The organism is Xanthomonas sp. AC360, assembly GCF_979258225.1.
Window position 1 is genome coordinate 3930732 of the sequence record NZ_OZ409846.1, and the last position, 18847, is coordinate 3949578.

Below are 18847 nucleotides of genomic sequence, written 5' to 3' on the forward strand. Positions count from 1 at the left end.
CGGCTCGTTTCTGTCAGCCCCTGCAGTGCGGGGTGAACCGACCATCCGACACGGCAGGATGCAGCGCAGACCACGCTGATCCGAATCGTGGCTGCCGTCGTGGACGCTCCTCCGTCGGTACGCGGGTGCGCGCTGTCGCCATGACCTGTCGTTGGCGACATCTGTTTCGTCATTTTTGGTAGCGCTACCCATCCTGCAGCGTGATGCGGCGGCTCCAGGCGCGTGAGGTGTGCAAGATTTGCGCAGCGAGCGCAGCCGTTTTTTCCTGCATGTGCTCGTCTGCCCCCATTTGGCCTGTGTTTTGGGTTGGCACGAATGTTGCGTTAAGCCCCTCACCGAATGACGTACCCGATGCATCGAGAGGAGGCACAGTGGAAGACGGACAGAACAGTACTCGTAGCCGGCGTGGCTTTGCCGCATTGGACCCGGAGAAGCGTCGCGTGCTGGCCAGCAGCGGTGGCAAGGCTGCACACGCCAGCGGTAATGCGCACGAATTCACCAGCGACGAGGCACGCGAAGCCGGTCGTAAGGGTGGCCAGGCCGTGAGCCGCGATCGCGATCATATGTCGCGTATCGGCAGCAAGGGCGGGCGATCCAAGCAGGCCAAGCCGCAGGAAGAATCCGCTTAGTCAACGGTTGGGCATGCAATAGCATGCCGTCATTGATTCAGGGGATGCAGGCCCTGCGCCGGCACGGCGCAGGGCCTGCTTTTTTAGGGCGCAAGCCCACGAAGCGCGCGCGCCGACAAACAATCGATTGCACGCAGATGACATCGGTACACGCCATCGCCGCAATGCCCGCGCTCCCAAGTCCATAACTGATTGATGCAAAACGCATTACAAGTGCCCAGGAAATTTTTGCAGACCTGCACGTGCTCGCCATCGATTGCAGTGCAAATTTTCCGCCTTTGGTGATCAAGCAGTCTAGCGTCGGCAGAATTTGCAGACCTTGCAGAATCTGCAACGTGATGAGGCGAGTGCGCAGAACGGTCTTGGCAGCGAATCACAAGACCGACAACGCGCCCGCATGCGTGCGATGCCTGGTCCAGAGCGCAGATGCGATAGCGCTATGCACGGGTTGCGCGACGCGTGCGCAACGAAGCGGCAGGCCGGACCGCTGCGCAAGGTCGAGGCCGGGTGCATTGAGCAAGAGCGGCAACTCAAGGCGCGCGTCGAGCAGCATCTTGAGCAAACGCGGAGTCGGCAATGCCTGGTGGAATCGTGCATCGAACGCTTAGCGGCTCGCCATCGTCGGCGAAGGACGCCATGGGCAAGATCGCTGCGTTCAACCCAGCCATGGGGTGTGACGACCTTCGATGAGGTCGTCGAGGACGCACTGGCCAGCTAGCTGCTCAAGAACCTGGAGATCGCCGCGTCCACCGCGTTACCCAGTGCAGCCAAGACCATACGCGATGTCCAGGCACAACGTGTCTGCTGGCAGACTCTGCCGCAGGACGAGGAACAGGAACAGGCGATGGCCGACTGGCTGCTTGCACTTCTGCCCGCGCTGATCGAAGAGTGCTTGGTTCGCGATGCCATCCCACACGGGAGTGCCACACAGTGGCCGCCAGCGCTGATGCTCTAGGCATCTTGAGAATGCGGGCTTTTTCTTTCTGCGCGGCGAGCGCTTACCCTTGGACGCTCTTTGGCAACCCGGCTCGATCATGACAACGCATCTCGATTATCCGATCGGTACTCCTGGCCAGGCGTGGGGCGATGGCGAACGCAGCGCATGGCGCGCGCAACAAGTGGTGCAACGCAGTTACGCCGCCGAGGTGGTGCAGGTCATCGATGCACTGGATGAGCGCTACCAACGCGTGCACTACGGCAGCATCGTGGCGGATTCCATGCAGTACCCGCTGCTGGCCTTGCGCAGTGCCGCGTGGGACAACACGCTGCCGTGCGCACTCGTCACCGGTGGCGTGCACGGCTACGAGACCAGTGGCGTGCAAGGCGCGCTGCTATTTCTGCAGCAACGCGCCGCAGAGTATGTGGGCAGGATCAATCTGCTGGTGGCGCCATGCGTCAATCCCTGGGGCTATGAGCGCATCCAGCGCTGGAACGCCGACGCGGTCGACCCGAATCGCTCATTCCGCGACAACAGTCCGGCTGCAGAGTCGGCGGGTTTGATGCAACTGGTCGCCGCAACCGCTGGCACGATGCTGGTGCATATCGACCTGCACGAAACCACCGACAGCGATGAGAGCGAGTTCCGTCCCGCGCTGGCGGCACGCGATGGCGTACCGTTCGTGCCTGGCAGCATTCCGGACGGGTTCTACCTGGTGGGCGATAGCGAAGACCCGCAGCCCGCATTTCAGCAGGCGGTGATCGCGGCAGTGGAGCAGGTCACGCATATCGCGCCAGCCGATGCGCAGGGGCAGATCATCGGTGCGCCGGTTACGGGTCATGGGGTGATCAACTACCCGGTGCGACGCCTGGGCCTGTGTGCCGGCGTCACCGCTGCGCGCTATCGCACCACCACCGAGGTGTACCCGGACAGCCCCCGCGCCACGCCGCAGCAGTGCAACGCCGCACAGGTCGCGGCGATTTGTGCGGCACTGGATTACGCACTCTCGTAAAGGTGAAAACACCCAGGCAGCAGCCTGAGCGCGGGCTCGCGACGCGCCTTAGCTGCCTGCGTGCTGCAGACGAGCGAGCGGCGCCGACCGGCATGTAATCCAGCGCAATCACGCGGCTTTTGCTCAAGGCAGGCGTCGCTGCACCCTGGCGTCCTGCACATAGGCCGCCACCAGTTGCGCCTCCATCGGCCTGGATAACAGATATCCCTGCGCCTCATCGCAGCCCCAGCTGCGCAGCAACGCAATCTCGTCCGCGTGTTCGATGCCTTCGGCAACGGTGCGATAGCCCAGCGCGCTGGCCAGTCGCACCACTGCTTCTGCGCGCATCTGCATGCCGGCCTTGTTGGCAATGCCGGTGACCAGCGAGCGGTCCAGCTTGAGCACGTTGACCGGCAACTCGGTGAGATACCCGAAATTGCTGTAGCCGGTACCGAAGTCGTCGATGGCCACGCTGACGCCGGCATTGCGCAGGGCGCGCAGGCGCGGGACGGCTTCCACGTTGCTGCGCAACCAGCGGCCTTCGGTGATTTCCAGCTCGACCCGCGTGGTCGGAATGGCCAGGTCCTTGCAGCGATTGATCACGTCGGCGGCCAGATTGATGTTGCCGAAATCGCGCGACGACAGATTGATCGAGATGGAAAAATCCAGGCCTTGCGCTCGCCATTGCGCCAACTGCAGCAATGCGCTTTCGATCACCCAGTTGGTGACCGTGCACATCAGTGCGGTCTTTTCGAACAACGGAATGAACTCGTCCGGACCGATCGGCCCCAGGCTGGCATGCTGCCAGCGCAGCAGTGCCTCGAACCCGACGACCGACAGATCTTCCAGATCGATACGCGGCTGGAACACCAACCGGAAATCGCCGGCTTGCAGCGCCTTTTCCGCATCCAGCGCCAACCGATACGAACGCTGGATGGCATCGTCCTGCGAGGCGCTATACCAGCACACCACGGCATTGTTGCCGATGGCATCGCCCAGCGACACCAGCCCCTTGCGCATCACATCGTTGGTATCTGGTTGTTGCGGTGCAAAGCGCACCACGCCGGCATGGAAGGTCAGCGACATCGGCACCCCGGCGGCATCGAACGGCTTTTGCAGCATGTCGCGCAAATCCAGCAGCAGGTCTTCCATCTCGTCGGGCGCCGAGTTGAGCAGAAAAAACGCAAAACGCATCGACGCAACGTGATAGACGGTGGCCTTGCCGCGCAGGGCGCGGGTCAGCACGTAGCTGGCGTGACGGATCAGCTCTTCCAGCGGCTGCATGCCCAGGGCCTGGCGCGCCTCGTTGGCCGCCTGCGTGTCGTAGACCTCGATAAAAGCTGCAATGGTCGGCACGCTGTGGCTGCCAAAGGCCAGGGCATCCAGATCCGATTGCAGCTGCCGCGCGTTGAGCAGGCCGCTGTGCGGCTCACGCCGGCCCGCGCCGAATTGCAGCTCCAGCTGCGCTGCCGTCACATTGGCAAACATCAGCAGCTGCTGATGTTCCTGGCTGGCGAGGCGGCGCTCGCGCGTGTCGATCACGCATAACGTGCCGGTGATGCCGGCCTGCGGCGCACCGACCGGCACGCAGGCAATAAAGCGTGCTGGCAGTCCGGGAAACGCCGCATCGCCCAATTGAATCGGCGCGAGTGCGGCGCCTTCGATCAACTCCGTCACACCATTGGCAGCGGCCGGTGCGCGTTGACACAGCGCGATGGCTTGTTCGACCTGGGTGGTGCTGATGCCGCGCGCCGCGAGCACCCGCATGCGGCCGGCTTCGGTAATGGTCAACGCCGCCGCTGGTGCGACCAGCGCGTGGCACAGCAGGCGAGCGATCTGTTCGAGCGGCTCCATCCCGCCGAGATCGATTGGCACCCCAGACCAATCGAAGTGGCGTTCCTGTGTTTTGTCTGCCGAAGCAAGCGTCATGTCGTCAGGTTCCGTGTTGAAGATCACACACTGCAGGGCCACTAGAAACAATTCGAGGTCACCAATGGGTGATGAGCCGGGGGCGTGATGCCGCCATCACGCACGAATCCTGCGCGCAATAGCGCGCACTCCCGTAAGCAGGCACAACAAATAATCGATAAAGGCTGCTCGTCTCACTTTGGGCTGGCCTCTACAAATACCGCATTCCACCGACCGGCGTCGAGAGTGGATTGGTTATATCGATCCAACCGGACTCAGGCAGACCATTTGGCAGTGATTCCGTTCTTTCGCAACACGACATATTCGCGGTCTCTTCTATTCATAAGGTTCGGCCCGCTGTCACGCAGTGTAATGCGTATTGGCTGATTAGGTGATTCGGACTCAACCAATGCATTGGCATGGATCACCGTGAAATACGTCTTGATTTCAGCTGTTTCGCCCGTCTGGCAAGGCTATGACTGCATTAAAGGCGGCCGTTCAAGCGTTTGAAGCGGGCACAAGTAAACACGTCGACAGTTTATGTCCGTGTAACGCGCGGGTGCGTGGTTAGTGATACTCCGCACAGTTCAATTGAGGCGATTCGCCTATTAATTTGGCAACGTGTTTACCAGGGATTGGTATTAACCACTCTCATGCTTGAGCGAGCGGGTTGAAGCGAGTCACGCTTTAAATCCACCGAATCTTTAATCCACTTCCGTCTTTTGAAGGCGCGCATGTGTGCGCGCTGATCTATCGCGCGGCAATCAGGGGAATCAAAATGAATCGTGCATTTGCGCTGGTCTGGAACGCAGCCATTGGCAATTGGGTCGTGACGCATGAACTGGTGCGGCGTCGACGTAAGCCCGGAGCGACGCGCCGTGCATTGCCCAGCCTGGTGGTTCTGGCGGTGGGGGCCGCCGCTCCCGCATTGGCCTGGGGTGCGTGCACACCCGCATTGCCGACTGCCGGCGCAACCGTCACCTGCACCGGTCTGCCGATCCTCAGCAATGCTTTTTCGAGTAACGCGAATAATCTGACCGTCAACGTTGCGGCGGGCACGCAGATGACGGCTGGCTTGCTGGGCGGTACCGCCATCGCGCTCGGTGGCACCAATGCAACGCTCAACAACAGCGGCACCATCGACCCGTCCGTGCTGGGTCTGCTGTCGGTGTTGAGTACCGGCGTCACCATGGGCAACGCAGGTTCGACATCGGTGATTGCCAACAATCTGTCCGGCGGCACCATCTACGGGACCGGCGGGTTGCTGGGCGCCAATCTGCTCAATCTCGATGGAATGGCGTTGGGTCTGACCTCCGCCAGCAATGGCGTCGTGCAGATCAACAATGCCGGCTTGATCAGCAGCCGGACGTTGCTCAATCTCTCGGTGCTGGGTGCCGACACGCCGGTGATCGCGGTCAGTGGCGGCGGCACCGTCAATGCGGTCAATACCGGCACCATCGATGGACGCGTCGGCTTTCAGAGCTCGGCCACCGGCAACAGCTTCGTCAATTCCGGCACCATCAACGGCAGCGTGTCGATGGGTGCCAACAGCACCAATACCTTCACCGCAGTGACGGGCGGAAGCATCAACAGTGCTGGCGGACTCGGACTGGAATTGCTTGGTCCAGGCGGTTTGCTGAGCTTTGCACGCACCGGTGTGGTTGATGGCGGCGCGGGCGGAACCAATACGCTGATCCTGCAGAATTCCGCGACAGGAACCGGTAGCGGCATTACCGGTGTCGGCGCGGCAAGCACCGATCAGTACATCAATTTCGGCAGTCTGCGCGTCAACAGCGGGACCTGGACGCTGGGCGGCGCAAGCAACTTTGGCAGCAGCGCACTCAATGGCGGTGTCCTGCAATTTGCGATACCCGCGCAGTTGGGCACGGCGATCACCGCCAACGGCGGCACGCTCGAAGCCACCGCTGCCGGCCTGACGCTGGCACCGGCCGGCGGTATTGCGATCGCGGCGGGCGGTTTGACGGTGCAGGGCACCAATGCGCTGACCATCGGCAGCACGCTGACAGGCACGGGGGCGTTGACCAAGGCCGGTACCGGCGGATTGAATCTGACCGGCGCCAATACCTTCAGCGGTGGCGTCAACCTGAGCGGCGGCGCGCTGACCGCGGGCAATAGCGCTGCCTTGGGAACAGGCACCGTCACAGCGTCCGGCGGCAGCCTGCTGGCCGGTGCCGCACTCAACCTGGCCAACGCCTTTGTATTGAACAGCAACCTGGGCATTGGCGGGACCAATGCCGTGCGGCTCGGCGGTGTGGTCAGCGGAGCCGGTGCACTCAACAAGACCGGCTCCGGCACGCTCACGCTTGGCGGCGCCAACACCTATTCCGGCGGCACCACGCTGAGCGCGGGCAGCACGGTGCTGGAAACCTCCGGCGCGCTTGGCACCGGCACCGTCACTGCAGCAGGCGGGCTGCTGGACACCACTGCACCATTGACCTTGAGCAATGCGTTTGCGCTCAACACCACGCTTGGCCTGGGTGCCAGCGGCAATGCACTCACCTTGACCGGTGCGCTTGCCGGCACCGGCGGTCTCAACAAGACCGGCACCGGCACGCTGGCGCTCAACGGCGCCAACACCTATAGCGGCGGCACAACGCTGGCAGCGGGCACCCTGCAATTGGGGACTGCGTCCGCACTGGGCACCGGCGCGTTGAATGTCACCGGCGCCTCCAGTCTCAGCACCAGCGCACCGTTGGCGGTAACCAATGCGGTCAATCTTTCCGGGCCATTGACCTGGACCGGCGCGCAGGCGCTGACCCTTGGCGGCGCCATCAACGGCAGCGGTAGCCTGATCAAGAGCGGTGCCGGCGATCTCACGCTGACCAATATCAACGGCTATACCGGTGGCACCACGCTAAGCACCGGGCGCCTGGTGGTCGGCTCCAATGCTGCGCTGGGCACGGGAACCTTGACCGCCAGCGGCGGTGTGCTTGATGCAAGCACTGCAGCGACGTTGGGCAATGCGCTTGCGCTCACCGGCACGCTGGGCGTGGCCAGCAATGGCACCGCGCTGAATTTGAGTGGTGCGATCAGCGGCACCGGTGCGTTGAGCAAGCTCGGCACCGGCACGCTCACCTTGGGCGGTTTGAACACCTATAGCGGTGGCACCACGCTCGCCGGCGGCACTTTGCAGGTGACCAATAACGGTGCGCTCGGCACCGGTGCGCTGAGCTTGACCGGCAACGCCAATCTGCAGGGCACCACGCCCACCACGTTGACCAATGCAATCGCATTGAACACCAGTGCATTGACGCTCAATGGCACGCAGGCGCTGACGTTGGGTGGCGGCATCAGCGGTGCCGGCAGCCTGGTCAAATCCGGGAGTGGCGATCTCACCCTCACTGGCAACAATCTCTACACCGGTGGCACATCGCTGAGCGCGGGCAGACTTGTCGTCGGCAGCGACACAGCGTTGGGTGTGGGCGCATTGACCGCAGCAGCCGGCACCACGCTGGATAACGTCGCGATAAGCACGCTTGCCAACGCCATCGCGCTGACGGGTTTGGTCAGCATCGGCGGCAGCAACGCGCTGACGCTCAATGGCGGCATCAGCGGTGTCGGAAGCCTGGACAAACTCGGCCCCGCCAGCCTGATCCTGGCGGGAAACAACACCTACACCGGCGGCACGCTGCTGACTGCGGGCAGCCTGGTGCTCGGCAGCGATGCCGCACTGGGCACAGGCAGCCTCACCGTTGCCGGCGGCCTGCTCGATAGCACCGCTGCACGCGTGCTCGCCAACAACGTCGTGCTGAATGCCGATCTGCAGCTTGGCGGTAGCCAGGACCTGGCGCTCAATGGCGTCGTCAGCGGTGCCGGCGGTCTGGTGAAGAACGGCGGTGCGTCGCTGACGCTGACCGGCGCCAACACCTTTGCCGGTGGCGTGGATCTCAATGCAGGCGCCTTGCTGATCGACAGCGGGGCGGCATTGGGAAGCGGCGTGTTGACCGCTGCCAACGGCACGCAATTGCAGGCGACCACTGCAGCGACAGTGGGCAATGACGTCGTGTTGAACGGTGCGCTGTCGCTGACCGGCAACAACGCGCTCGACTTGACCGGCACGGTGAGCGGTGCGGGCAGCCTGATCAAACAGGGCACTGGCGCGTTGACGCTGACCGGCAACAATGGTTATGCCGGCGGCACGCTGTTGAATGCCGGTTCGCTGATCGTCGGCAGTGACACGGCGCTCGGGAGCGGCGCGCTCATCGCGGCCGATGGCACGCTGCTCAGCGCCGCTATCGCCGCGACCTTGCAAAATGCCGTCACGGTGAATGGCGCGCTCGGCATCGATGGCCAGGCGCTCACGCTCACTGGTGTGATCGATGGTGCGGGAAGCCTGATCAAAAGCGGCACGCAGACGCTCACGCTCACCGGCAACAACACCTGGAGTGGCGGGTTGCAGCTGCAATCCGGCGGGTTGGTGGTTGGCAGCAACACCGCCTTGGGTGCCGGCACGCTCACCGCTGCGGGCGGCACAACGCTCGATGCCACCACGGCGGTGACGCTGGCCAATGCACTTGCCTTGAACGGCGCATTGACGCTGCCCGGCACGCAGGACATCACGCTGGACGGCGTGATCAGCGGCGCCGGTAGTCTCGCTAAACAAGGCACGACAACATTGACCTTGGGCAACGCCAACACCTTCAGTGGCGGTGTCACGCTGGATGCCGGCCGCCTGGTGCTTGGCAACGCTGCAGCCTTGGGCGTGGGCGGCCTGGTGGTCAGTGGCGTCAGCGAACTGGATGCAAACACTGCGCTGGCTGTCGGCAATAGCGTGCAATTGAACAGCCAGCTTTCGCTGATCGGCAGCAACGACCTGGGCTTGAACGGCACCATCAGCGGCACCGGGAGTTTGGTCAAGAACGGCACCACCACCGTGTCGCTCAATGGCAGCAACACCTACAGCGGCGGCACCACGCTCAACGCCGGCACGATTGCGGTGGGGGCCGATAACGCACTCGGCACCGGCAGCTTGTCGGTCACTGGCGATTCGGTGCTGAGCAACGCCATCGCGGTGGCGTTGAGCAATGGCATCGATCTGGGTGCAGCGCTCACCGTCGACAACACGGCGGACATGCTGGCCAGCGGCACCATCAGCGGCGCGGGCGCATTGACCAAGACCGGCCTCGGCACCTTGACGCTGAGCGGCAGCAATACCTATACCGGCCCGCTGGCGATCCAGGCCGGCACCGTGGTGGCCAGCACGGCTGCATCGCTTGGCAACGCCAGTAACGTGGATGTGGCAGCCGGTGCGGTGTTGAACCTGACCAACGGTGGCCTGATCAATGCACTCACCGGTGCGGGGAACGTCGATACCGATGCCGGCGCCACCTTGCAGCTGGGCAGCGGCAATTTCGCCGGCAGCCTGGGCGGTGGCGGTAATCTGGACAAGGTCGGCCCGGGCACCGTGAACCTGCTCGGCACCAGCCTGATCGGCGGCGCCACGCAGGTGAGCGGCGGCGTCCTGGACGTGGTGGGCAGCCTGGGTACGAGCGCGTTGAACGTGGCAACTGGCGGCACGCTCACCGGTACCGGCCCCAGCGGCAGCATCGGTAGCGATGTGACCATCGGCAATGGCGGCCGGCTGGCATTGAGCAGCGGTTCGTCGCTCAGCATGGGCGGGCTGACGTTGGCACCGGGCGCGGTGATGGACGTGTCGCTTGCGGCGCCGAGCACTACGCGCCTGCTTGCGGTCAACGGCAATCTCACCCTGGACGGCACACTCAATGTCATCGACATCGGCGGCTTCGGTTCCGGCGTGTATCGGTTGATCGATTACACCGGTGTGCTGACCAACAACGGCGTGCTGTTCGGCAGCATTCCCGGTAGCGTCGATATCAGCCAATTGGCATTGCAGACCGCGATCGGCCAGCAGATCAATCTGGTGGTCGCGGCACCGGGCAGCATCGTGCAGTTTTGGGACGGCGTGCAGACCACCGCCAATGGCACGGTCGATGGCGGCTCGGGTGTATGGGGCACTGCCACCAACTGGACTGGCCAGGACGGCTCCGCCAACAGCACCTGGCAGGGCGATTTTGCAGTGTTCTCCGGCACTGCCGGCACGGTTGTCGTGCAGGGCACGCAAACCATCGGCGGCCTGCAGTTTGCGAGCGATGGGTACGTGCTGAACGATGCCGGTGCGAGCACGCTGGCGGTGACCAGCCCCCTCACCGCAATCCGCGTCGACCCCGGCGCCACTGCCACGATCGATGTAGACATCTCCGGCATCGGTGGCGTGCAGAAACTCGACACCGGCACCCTGGTGCTCGACGCATCCAACAGCTACACCGGCGGCACCTCGCTCAGTGGCGGCACGCTGGTGCTGGGCGATGCGCAAGCGCTTGGCACCGGCGCGTTGACCGCAGCAGCGGGCACCAGCCTCGATAGCAACCAGGCAGTGGCCGTGGGCAATGCGGTCGTCCTGGATGGCGCGCTGAATCTCATCGGCAGCAACGACCTGAGTTTGTCCGGGCCGGTTAGCGGTGTGGGCAGTTTGATCAAGAACGGCACCACCACGCTTACGCTCGACGGCAACAACAGCTACGCGGGCGGCACCGTGTTGAATGCCGGCACGTTGGCGGTGGGTAGCAACAGCGCCCTGGGTGTCGGCAGCTTGTCGGTGTTGGGTAATTCCACCTTGAGCAATGCGATCGCACTGGCGCTGGGCAACAGCGTCAACCTGGGTGCGGATCTGACCATCGCCAGTGCCGCGGATCTGGCACTGACCGGCACGCTCAGTGGTGCGGGTGCGCTTACCAAGACCGGGCTGGGCACCTTGACCTTGTCCGGCGCCAACAGCTTCAGCGGTCCGGTGGCGGTGCAGGCCGGTGTACTGGCCACCGCTGCCACCGGCAACCTGGGCACCACCAGCGCGGTGGATATCGCCGCGGGTGCCGGGCTGTCGTTGGGCAGCAATGCAGCGCTGGGCGCGGTGACCGGGCTGGGTGCGGTCGACATCCTCGGCGGCAACACGCTGCAGCTGGGCGTCAACAACGTTGGCAGTACGTTTGCCGGCAGCTTGAGTGGCGCCGGCAACCTGGACAAAGTGGGCACCGGCACATTGCAGCTCACCGGCACCAGCGCGCTGGGCGGCACCACGCAGGTCCTCGGCGGCACGCTGGATGTGGATGGCACGCTGGCCAGCGCTGGTGGCCTGAGCGTTGGCGCGGGCGGCAGCTTGAGCGGCAGCGGCGTGGTCGATGCGGCGGTCACCGTCAACAATGGCGGCCGTCTGGTGGTGAGCAGTGGTGCATTGCTGACCACAGGCAGTTTGAGCATGGCGCCCAACGCCACGCTCGATGCATTCCTGGGCATCCCGAGTCTGACGGGGGTGCTGCAGGTCAACGGCGACCTCACGCTGGATGGCACGCTCAATATCACCGACATCGGCGGCTTCGGCACCGGTGTGTATCGCCTGATCGACTACAGCGGTGCGCTGACCGACAACGGCCTGGGCATCGGCACGCTGCCCGGCACCGTGGACCCGACCCAGCTGACACTGCAGACCGCACTGGCCCAGCAGGTTAACGTGGTGGTGTTGGCGCCAGGCAGCAACGTGCAGTTCTGGGATGGTGCGCAAACCGTTGCCAACGGCAGCATCGATGGCGGCACCGCTGCATGGACGGCCGGCGGCACCAACTGGACATCGATCGACGGCCTGGCCAACGACACCTGGCAGAACAGCTTCGCGGTGTTTGCCGGCACTGCCGGGACCGTGGGCGTGCAGGGCACCCAGGGCATCACCGGCATGCAGTTCGTCACCGATGGCTATGTGCTGAGCGATGGCGGTGCCGGTGCGTTGAGCGCCAATGCCGCCAACACCATCATTCGCGTCGACCCCGGCGTGACCGGCACGATCGATGTCGCCATCGGCGGCGCAGGCGCACTGCAGAAACTCGATACCGGCACGCTGGTGCTCGACGCAGCCAACAGCTACACCGGCGGCACCTCGCTCGGTGGCGGCACGCTGGTGCTGGGCGATGCACAAGCGCTCGGGACCGGCGCGTTGACCGCAGCAGCGGGCACCAGCCTCGATAGCAACCAGACAGTGGCGGTCGGCAATGCAGTGATCCTGGATGGTGCGTTGAATCTCATCGGCAGCAACGATCTGAGCTTGTCCGGGCCGATCAGCGGTGCGGGCGGCTTGATCAAGAACGGCACCAGCACGCTCACGCTCGACGGCAACAACAGCTACGCGGGCGGCACGGTATTGAATGCCGGCACGTTGGCGGTAGGCAGCAACACCGCCCTGGGTGTCGGCACGTTGTCGGTGACCGGCGATTCGGTGCTCAGCAATGCGATTGCTGCCGCGTTGGGCAATGCGGTCAACCTGGGTGCCGCGCTCACTGTCGACAACCCGGCCGATCTGACCCTGGCCGGCGCCATCGGCGGCAGCGGCGCACTGATCAAGACCAACACCGGCACGCTGACGCTGGACGGCAGCAACAGCTACACCGGCGGTACCACGGTCGGTGCCGGCACGCTGGCAGGCGATAGCGCGAGCTTGCAGGGCGCGATCGTCGACAACGCCACCGTCGTCTTCAATCAGGCAGCTAACGGAGTGTTTAGCGGCTCGATCACCGGCACCGGCAACGTGATCAAGGACGGCGCCGGGGCGCTGTTGCTCAATGGCGCCAATGGCTACAGCGGCGGCACCACCATTGCGGCCGGCAGCTTGATCGGCGACAGCACCAGCGTGCAGGGCGATATCGTCAACAACGCGGCACTGGTGTTCAACCAGACCACCGGCGGTGTGTATGCCGGCGTGGTCAGTGGGAGCGGCTCGCTGGAAAAGGCCGGCACCGGCGCACTGCAACTGACCGGTGCCAATAGCTACACCGGCGGCACGTTGGTGAGTGCCGGCAGCTTGATCGGCACCACGACCAGCCTGCAGGGCGACGTGGTGAACAACGCCACGCTGGTCTTCGAACAAGCCACCGATGGCACATTTACCGGCCTTGTCAGCGGCACCGGTAGTTTGGTGAAGCGGGGTGCCGGCGTGCTCAGGCTTGCTCGTGCCAACACCTACAGCGGCGGCACCGCCATTACCGGCGGCACACTGCAAGGCACTACCACCAGCCTGCAAGGCAACATCCTCAACGACGCAGTGCTGGTGTTCGACCAAGCCGGCGATGGCACGTTTGCCGGCAACATCACCGGTAGCGGTGCGCTGATCAAGGACGGCAGCGGTGCGGTCACGCTGGATGGCGTCAACGCGTATCTCGGCGGCACCACGATCAATGCGGGCAGCTTGATCGGCGACACCGACAGCCTGCAGGGCAACATCGCAAACAACAGTGCGTTGGTGTTCCTGCAGAACGCCAACGGCACCTATGCAGGCACGCTGTCGGGCACCGGTAGTCTGCTCAAGGACGGCGTAGGCACGTTGTTGGTTACCGCAGACAGCAGCGGCTTTACCGGCCCGACCACCATCACCGCAGGCACCTTGAGCGTGGGCAACCCGGCCAACCCGGGCGCCGCCATCGGCGGTCCGGTGACGGTGGGGCCGGGCGGTACGCTGACCGGCAGCGGCAGCATCGGCAGTCTGACCACGACCGGCGGCACCCTGGCCATGGGCGGCACCACCGGCACGATCAGTGTGGGCGGCAACGCTACCATCGGCCCTGGCTCCACGGTGCAGGTCACGCCCGGTACGGGCGGTGCGGTGACGCCTTTGACGGTAGGCGGCGCGGCCACGCTAGCACCGGGCAGCACGTTGGTATTGGTGCGTGCGGTCGACCTGCCATTGTTCACCGAGATTCCGGTGATCAACGCGGCCGGCGGCCTCACCGGACAATTCACCAACGTCGTGTCCGACTACGCGTTTATGGATCCCAACGTCAGCACTACTGCAACGGCGCTGTCGATATCGATGGGCCGCAATACCGTTGGCATGGTGGATGCGGTGACCACGCCCAACCAGCAGTCGACTGCTGGCGCAGTCGATGGCCTGCCGGTGACCAGCCCGGTGTATCAGGCGGTGATACGTCTGCCGGACGACCCGGAGGCAATCGCCACCGCCTTCGCGTCGCTGTCGGGCGAAAGCCATGCCAGCACCGCGACCGCCATGCTGGACAGCCGCTTTCTCAATAGCGGCATCGGCGGCCACCTGCGCGGCGATAGCCAGGACACCCGCATCGGCGACACTACGGTGTGGATTACCGGGCGTAGCCTACCCAACCGTGTCGATGGCGATGCCAATGCGATTTCGGTGCGCCGCGAAGACAACGGCATCATGGCCGGTGCAGAACGTCGCATCGGCGAGCGCAGCGTGCTCGGCGTGGCGGTGGGCAGCCAGGACATCGAAAGCTGGTCGCGCGAGTGGGGCGACCGCGCCGACATCGATGGCACGCACGTCGGTGTGTATGGGCAGGCCGACTGGTCCGCGTTTTCGCTGCAGGGCGCCGTGGATTACGCGGACTACAGCGTGGACGGCTCGCGTCGGGTGATGCTGCCCGGCGTGCTTGAAGAACGGCTCACCAGCGAATACGACGCCACTGCGGTAACGGTGTCGGTGGAAGCCTCCTGGAATCTGCGCACCGGCAATGCGGTGTACAGCCCGTTCATTGCCGCCGACTACACCCATCTGAAGACCGATGGATTCGACGAGCGCGGCGGGATCGCCGGGCTGACCGTCGACAGTGCCACGGACACGTTCACCACCAGCACGTTGGGTGTGCGCGGGCGTTGGGAGCTTGGTCGGCAAGCCGCGCTGTATGCCTCGGTGGGTTGGCGGCATGCGTTCGGCGATCGCGCCGTGCAGCGTTCGGCGGGCTTCATCGGGACTGGCTCGGAGTTCGCAGTGCAAAGCGTCACGCTGGCCAAGAATGCCGCCATCGGTGAGTTGGGAGTGAGCCTGATTACCTCGCCCAACAGCCGCCTGTCGCTGTCGTTGCAAGGACTCAACGGCGATGGACAGACCGCGTATGGCGGGCAGGTGACCTGGGGCTGGAGTTTCTGATCGGCTCTACGCAGTGAACGACAAAGCCCCGGCATGCCGGGGCTTTTTTTTGTGTGCCGATCCGCTTGATCGGGTGCGTATCGACGCGTCGTCGTCGATGAGGTAACCGATCTGTGCCGGTTTGCTCGTGGCTTGCGCTCTGTCTCGACCAGCGCAAGCGCGTCGGCAACCATGTGCGGGGCGGCTGGTGAGCATGGGCGGGGATCGACTGCAGATCACGTCGGTAGCGTGCATTGCCGCAGTCCCGCATCGGTCGAAAACAGCGCTTTTCAAGCGTTTTTTGCAGCCCGTGGCATCGCCTGGAGTGCCTCCGTAGCGTGCAAGCCCACGGCCACGCGTGCTGTGGCAGTCGCGCTGCCACACGCACAGACGCACGAAGGCCCCGGCATGCCGGGGCCTTCGTTGTCGCTGGCATTACGCGGCCAGCGGAGGGTGGTGCGCTACCACCACCATCGCCGGATCAGAACTGCCAGCGCAGACCGACATTGGCGTTGATGCTGTTGGAATCGGAACGACCACGCTCGGCGCCCACATTGCCGTACAGCGAAAACGCGTCGTTGACCTGGTAACGCACGCCGACCGACGCGCGCACGGCCTGCTTCGACACCGGCGTCCCGGCCACATTGAAGCGCGCTTCCGGCAAGCCGGTGAACCAGGCGGTGAAGTCGGCATTGGGGTTGCCCAGCAACGAGCGATACGCGACCAGACCATCGAAGCCCCACTTGCCGCGCGCCAGATGACCGCGGACGCCCACCTCGCCGTAGCCAGCGCGCAGGGTGTCGCTGCCGGCGCTCAGGCCCAGACCGGTCACCGACGCCTCGCTGAAGGCATCCTGGGTCTGGCTGACCACGCCTGCAGCAACGAAGGGCGACAGCCCGGCATGCGGCAGCAAGCCGACTTCCGCGCGCAGCGACCAGTTGGTGTCGTGGCGACGGTCCTGCAGAAGCTCGCCGATGCTGCCGGCCTGCACGTTGCGCTCGGTGTCCACATTGCTCATGCCATACGAGCCAATGCCCGACACGTACGCCTGGCCGATGGGCTGATACAGATACGCGGTCATCGCATAACGGTCCGCGCGCAGGCGGCTGGCCGACGCATCGATGTGCGCGCGGTCCTGGCCCGAGGTCACTGCCGCACCGACCACCGTGCCGGCACTGCCCAGCGGCAGATCCACACCAAAGGTGGTGGCCTGCTGGGTGTAGTCGGCCGAGGCGAACCCGCTGCGGCTCAGATCGCCATCCAGGTAGCTGCCCTGCATCCAGGTGGTCAGCGTGGTGGTGTCGGCCAGATAGGGCAGGCGATCGGCAGCAACGCGTGCATCGTTGAGTGCCGACTGGAAGCCCAGCGTGCGCTCGATACCGTGCACCTGGCCGGCCAGGGTCGGCAGCGATGCGGCAACCTGCGCATTGGATGCCGCCAGCAGCGAGCCGGTGGCGCTGATCAGGCCACCCAGGTTTGCGGTGTCGCCGGAGGCCACGCGGGTGTCCAGCACCTTGACCAGCGCATCGGCCTGGGCGGCACCGTTGACCACTGCCTGCGGCGCACCGGCGGCCTGCGCGCTGGCAGCCGACGCATTACGGGTCAGGGTTGCGGTGACGGTGGTCGGGTCGTAGGCAAGCGATGCGGTCCAGAAGAAATTGTTGGCGTACTGCACGCGGTCGAAGGTGCCTTGCAGGACCCCGGCCTTGACGATCTTCTCGCTGCTGCCGACGGTGTAGCCCGCCGCTTCCGGCAGCAACAGCAGATTGCCTTTCAGGCTGGCCAAACCGGTGACGGTCAGGCCCTTGCCCAATTCGATGGCGGTCGTGCCGGTGTTGTCGACCAGGCTGTAGCCGCCGTTGATCACGCCGCCGCGCGACTCGAAGGTGGCCGAGTTGGCTACCAGAAGATCCGAGCGCAGGCTGCCGGACAGCGCGAGCACGCCATCGAGAATGGTGGTGCCGCCGGTATAGGTGTTGTTGCCGCTCAGGGTGAGTTTGCCGGTCCCGCCCTTGGTAAAGCTGCCAGTGCCGGAAATGTCGTTGCTAAAGGTGCTGTCGTAGCCCGCACCTACGCTGATCCCCCAGTTGCTGGCGAACTGGCCCGGGCCCTTGATCGCCTTGGCCGCGTTGACCAGGCCCCAGCCATACAGCGCATCCACGCCCGGGTCGCCCAGATCGGTTGCGGTGGTCAGCAGGGTCTGCTGCAGGTTGGACGCGCTCATCCACGGATACACGCTCAGGACCTGCGCCGCGACGCCGCTGACCGCAGCGGTGGAGAACGAGGTGCCGGCGATCTGGCCCTGTAATTCGGTGCCGGCCAGCGCCGGCGCGGTGAAGCTGCCCGGTGCCACCAGGCACCACTGCGCCGCGGCGCCGCAATGATTGGAATAGCTGGTCAGACCGGCCGCATTGCCGGCAATGTCGACATTGATCGCGCCCACCGCCAACCAGTTGTTGCGCACGCTGGCTTCCTGCACCGGCGTCGCTGCCGGATAAGAGGCTTCGGCAGCGCCTTCGTTGCCTGTCGAGGCGACGATCAGTGCGTCTGCCTGCACCAGCGGCGTCAACGCAAACCGCCAGGCGGCTGCCGCGTTCGCGCTGCCGGCGGCGTCGGCATACGAAGCGCCCAGCGACAGGTTGGCGATGCGCACACCCGAGGCGGCCAGATCTACCGCAGCGCGGCGGGCCTGCTGAGTGCCGCAGGAATTTTCGGCGCAGATACGTGCATAGAACAGGTCTGCATCCGGAGCCACGCCACCGGCAAAGCCGTCCTGCGCCGAGCCCAGCACCAGCGCCGAGACGATCGTGCCGTGGCCGCGCAGCGCATTGGACGACGACTCGGGCGTGCCCGGGCTGGCGGTGTAATCGCTGAAGCCATCGACCTTGCCGGCAATCGGCGCGTAACTCGGCACCAGGTTGTCGTCCAGCACCGCAAGCTTCACGCCCTGGCCCCGGGCACCGGCTTGCTGCGCCAGATCGGCATTGATCGGCACCAGCAGATTGCTGCCGACGCCTTGATAGCGGGCAGGCGCAGGCGTCGGAACCGGCGCGGTCTTGGGCAGCGGATCGGACGTGGTGCCCGGGGTGGTGGGCGCGGTCGGCGTGGGGGCCGGCGCAATCACGGTGCTCTGCGGCGGATCATTGCGGACGTTGCCGCCACCGCCACCACCGCCACATGCGGTCAGTACGAGACAGGAGGCGATGGTGGTGGCAAGTAGCGAGCGATTCATAAGAGTGGTCGATTCCGTTGTAGGCGCGCCGCTACTGCTGATTCTGAAATTTGGCGCAGAAGGTCCCAGCGCTGGTGGTCACCAACGAAGGCGTTTAATTTCACGTTTTATTCACTTCAAACCGCAGCGGTCCGTCCCCTCGGAGTTGCGCTGACGGAGCATGCGGCGAATACGCTGATGCACTCGCCGTGTG

The 18847-nt window shown here is 64.7% G+C and carries 6 protein-coding genes; 4 read left to right on the forward strand and 2 right to left on the reverse strand.

Annotated elements, in window-relative coordinates:
* The first annotated feature begins 371 nt into the window (after positions 1-371).
* The 3 genes from ACZZ0O_RS16835 (at position 372) to ACZZ0O_RS16845 (ending at position 2578) form a co-directional block, all read left to right on the forward strand.
* The gene (locus ACZZ0O_RS16835) at positions 372-629 is read left to right on the forward strand and encodes a KGG domain-containing protein (protein ID WP_005990975.1); all 258 of its coding nucleotides are present in this window, start codon (positions 372-374) and stop codon (positions 627-629) included.
* A gap of 439 nt (positions 630-1068) precedes the next feature.
* A complete protein-coding gene (locus ACZZ0O_RS16840) occupies positions 1069-1347 on the forward strand; it encodes a DUF892 family protein (protein ID WP_463592477.1) in 279 nt (92 codons plus the stop codon).
* Positions 1348-1663: 316 nt separating this feature from the next.
* The gene (locus tag ACZZ0O_RS16845) at positions 1664-2578 is read left to right on the forward strand and encodes a M14 family metallopeptidase (RefSeq protein ID WP_463591320.1); all 915 of its coding nucleotides are present in this window, start codon (positions 1664-1666) and stop codon (positions 2576-2578) included.
* A gap of 123 nt (positions 2579-2701) precedes the next feature.
* Here ACZZ0O_RS16845 and ACZZ0O_RS16850 read toward each other — a convergent pair whose 3' ends face one another.
* Entirely contained in the window at positions 2702-4513 is a 1812-nt protein-coding gene (locus ACZZ0O_RS16850; protein ID WP_463592478.1) for an EAL domain-containing protein, read from the reverse strand.
* Between the two features lie 730 nt (positions 4514-5243).
* Here ACZZ0O_RS16850 and ACZZ0O_RS16855 point away from each other — a divergent pair.
* The gene (locus tag ACZZ0O_RS16855) at positions 5244-15443 is read left to right on the forward strand and encodes an autotransporter-associated beta strand repeat-containing protein (RefSeq protein WP_463591321.1); all 10200 of its coding nucleotides are present in this window, start codon (positions 5244-5246) and stop codon (positions 15441-15443) included.
* Positions 15444-15903: 460 nt separating this feature from the next.
* Here the strand turns inward: ACZZ0O_RS16855 and ACZZ0O_RS16860 are convergent, their stop codons facing one another.
* Positions 15904-18654, reverse strand: a complete 2751-nt coding sequence (locus tag ACZZ0O_RS16860) for a S8 family serine peptidase (protein WP_463591322.1) — start codon at positions 18652-18654, stop codon at positions 15904-15906.
* Positions 18655-18847: the final 193 nt, after the last annotated feature.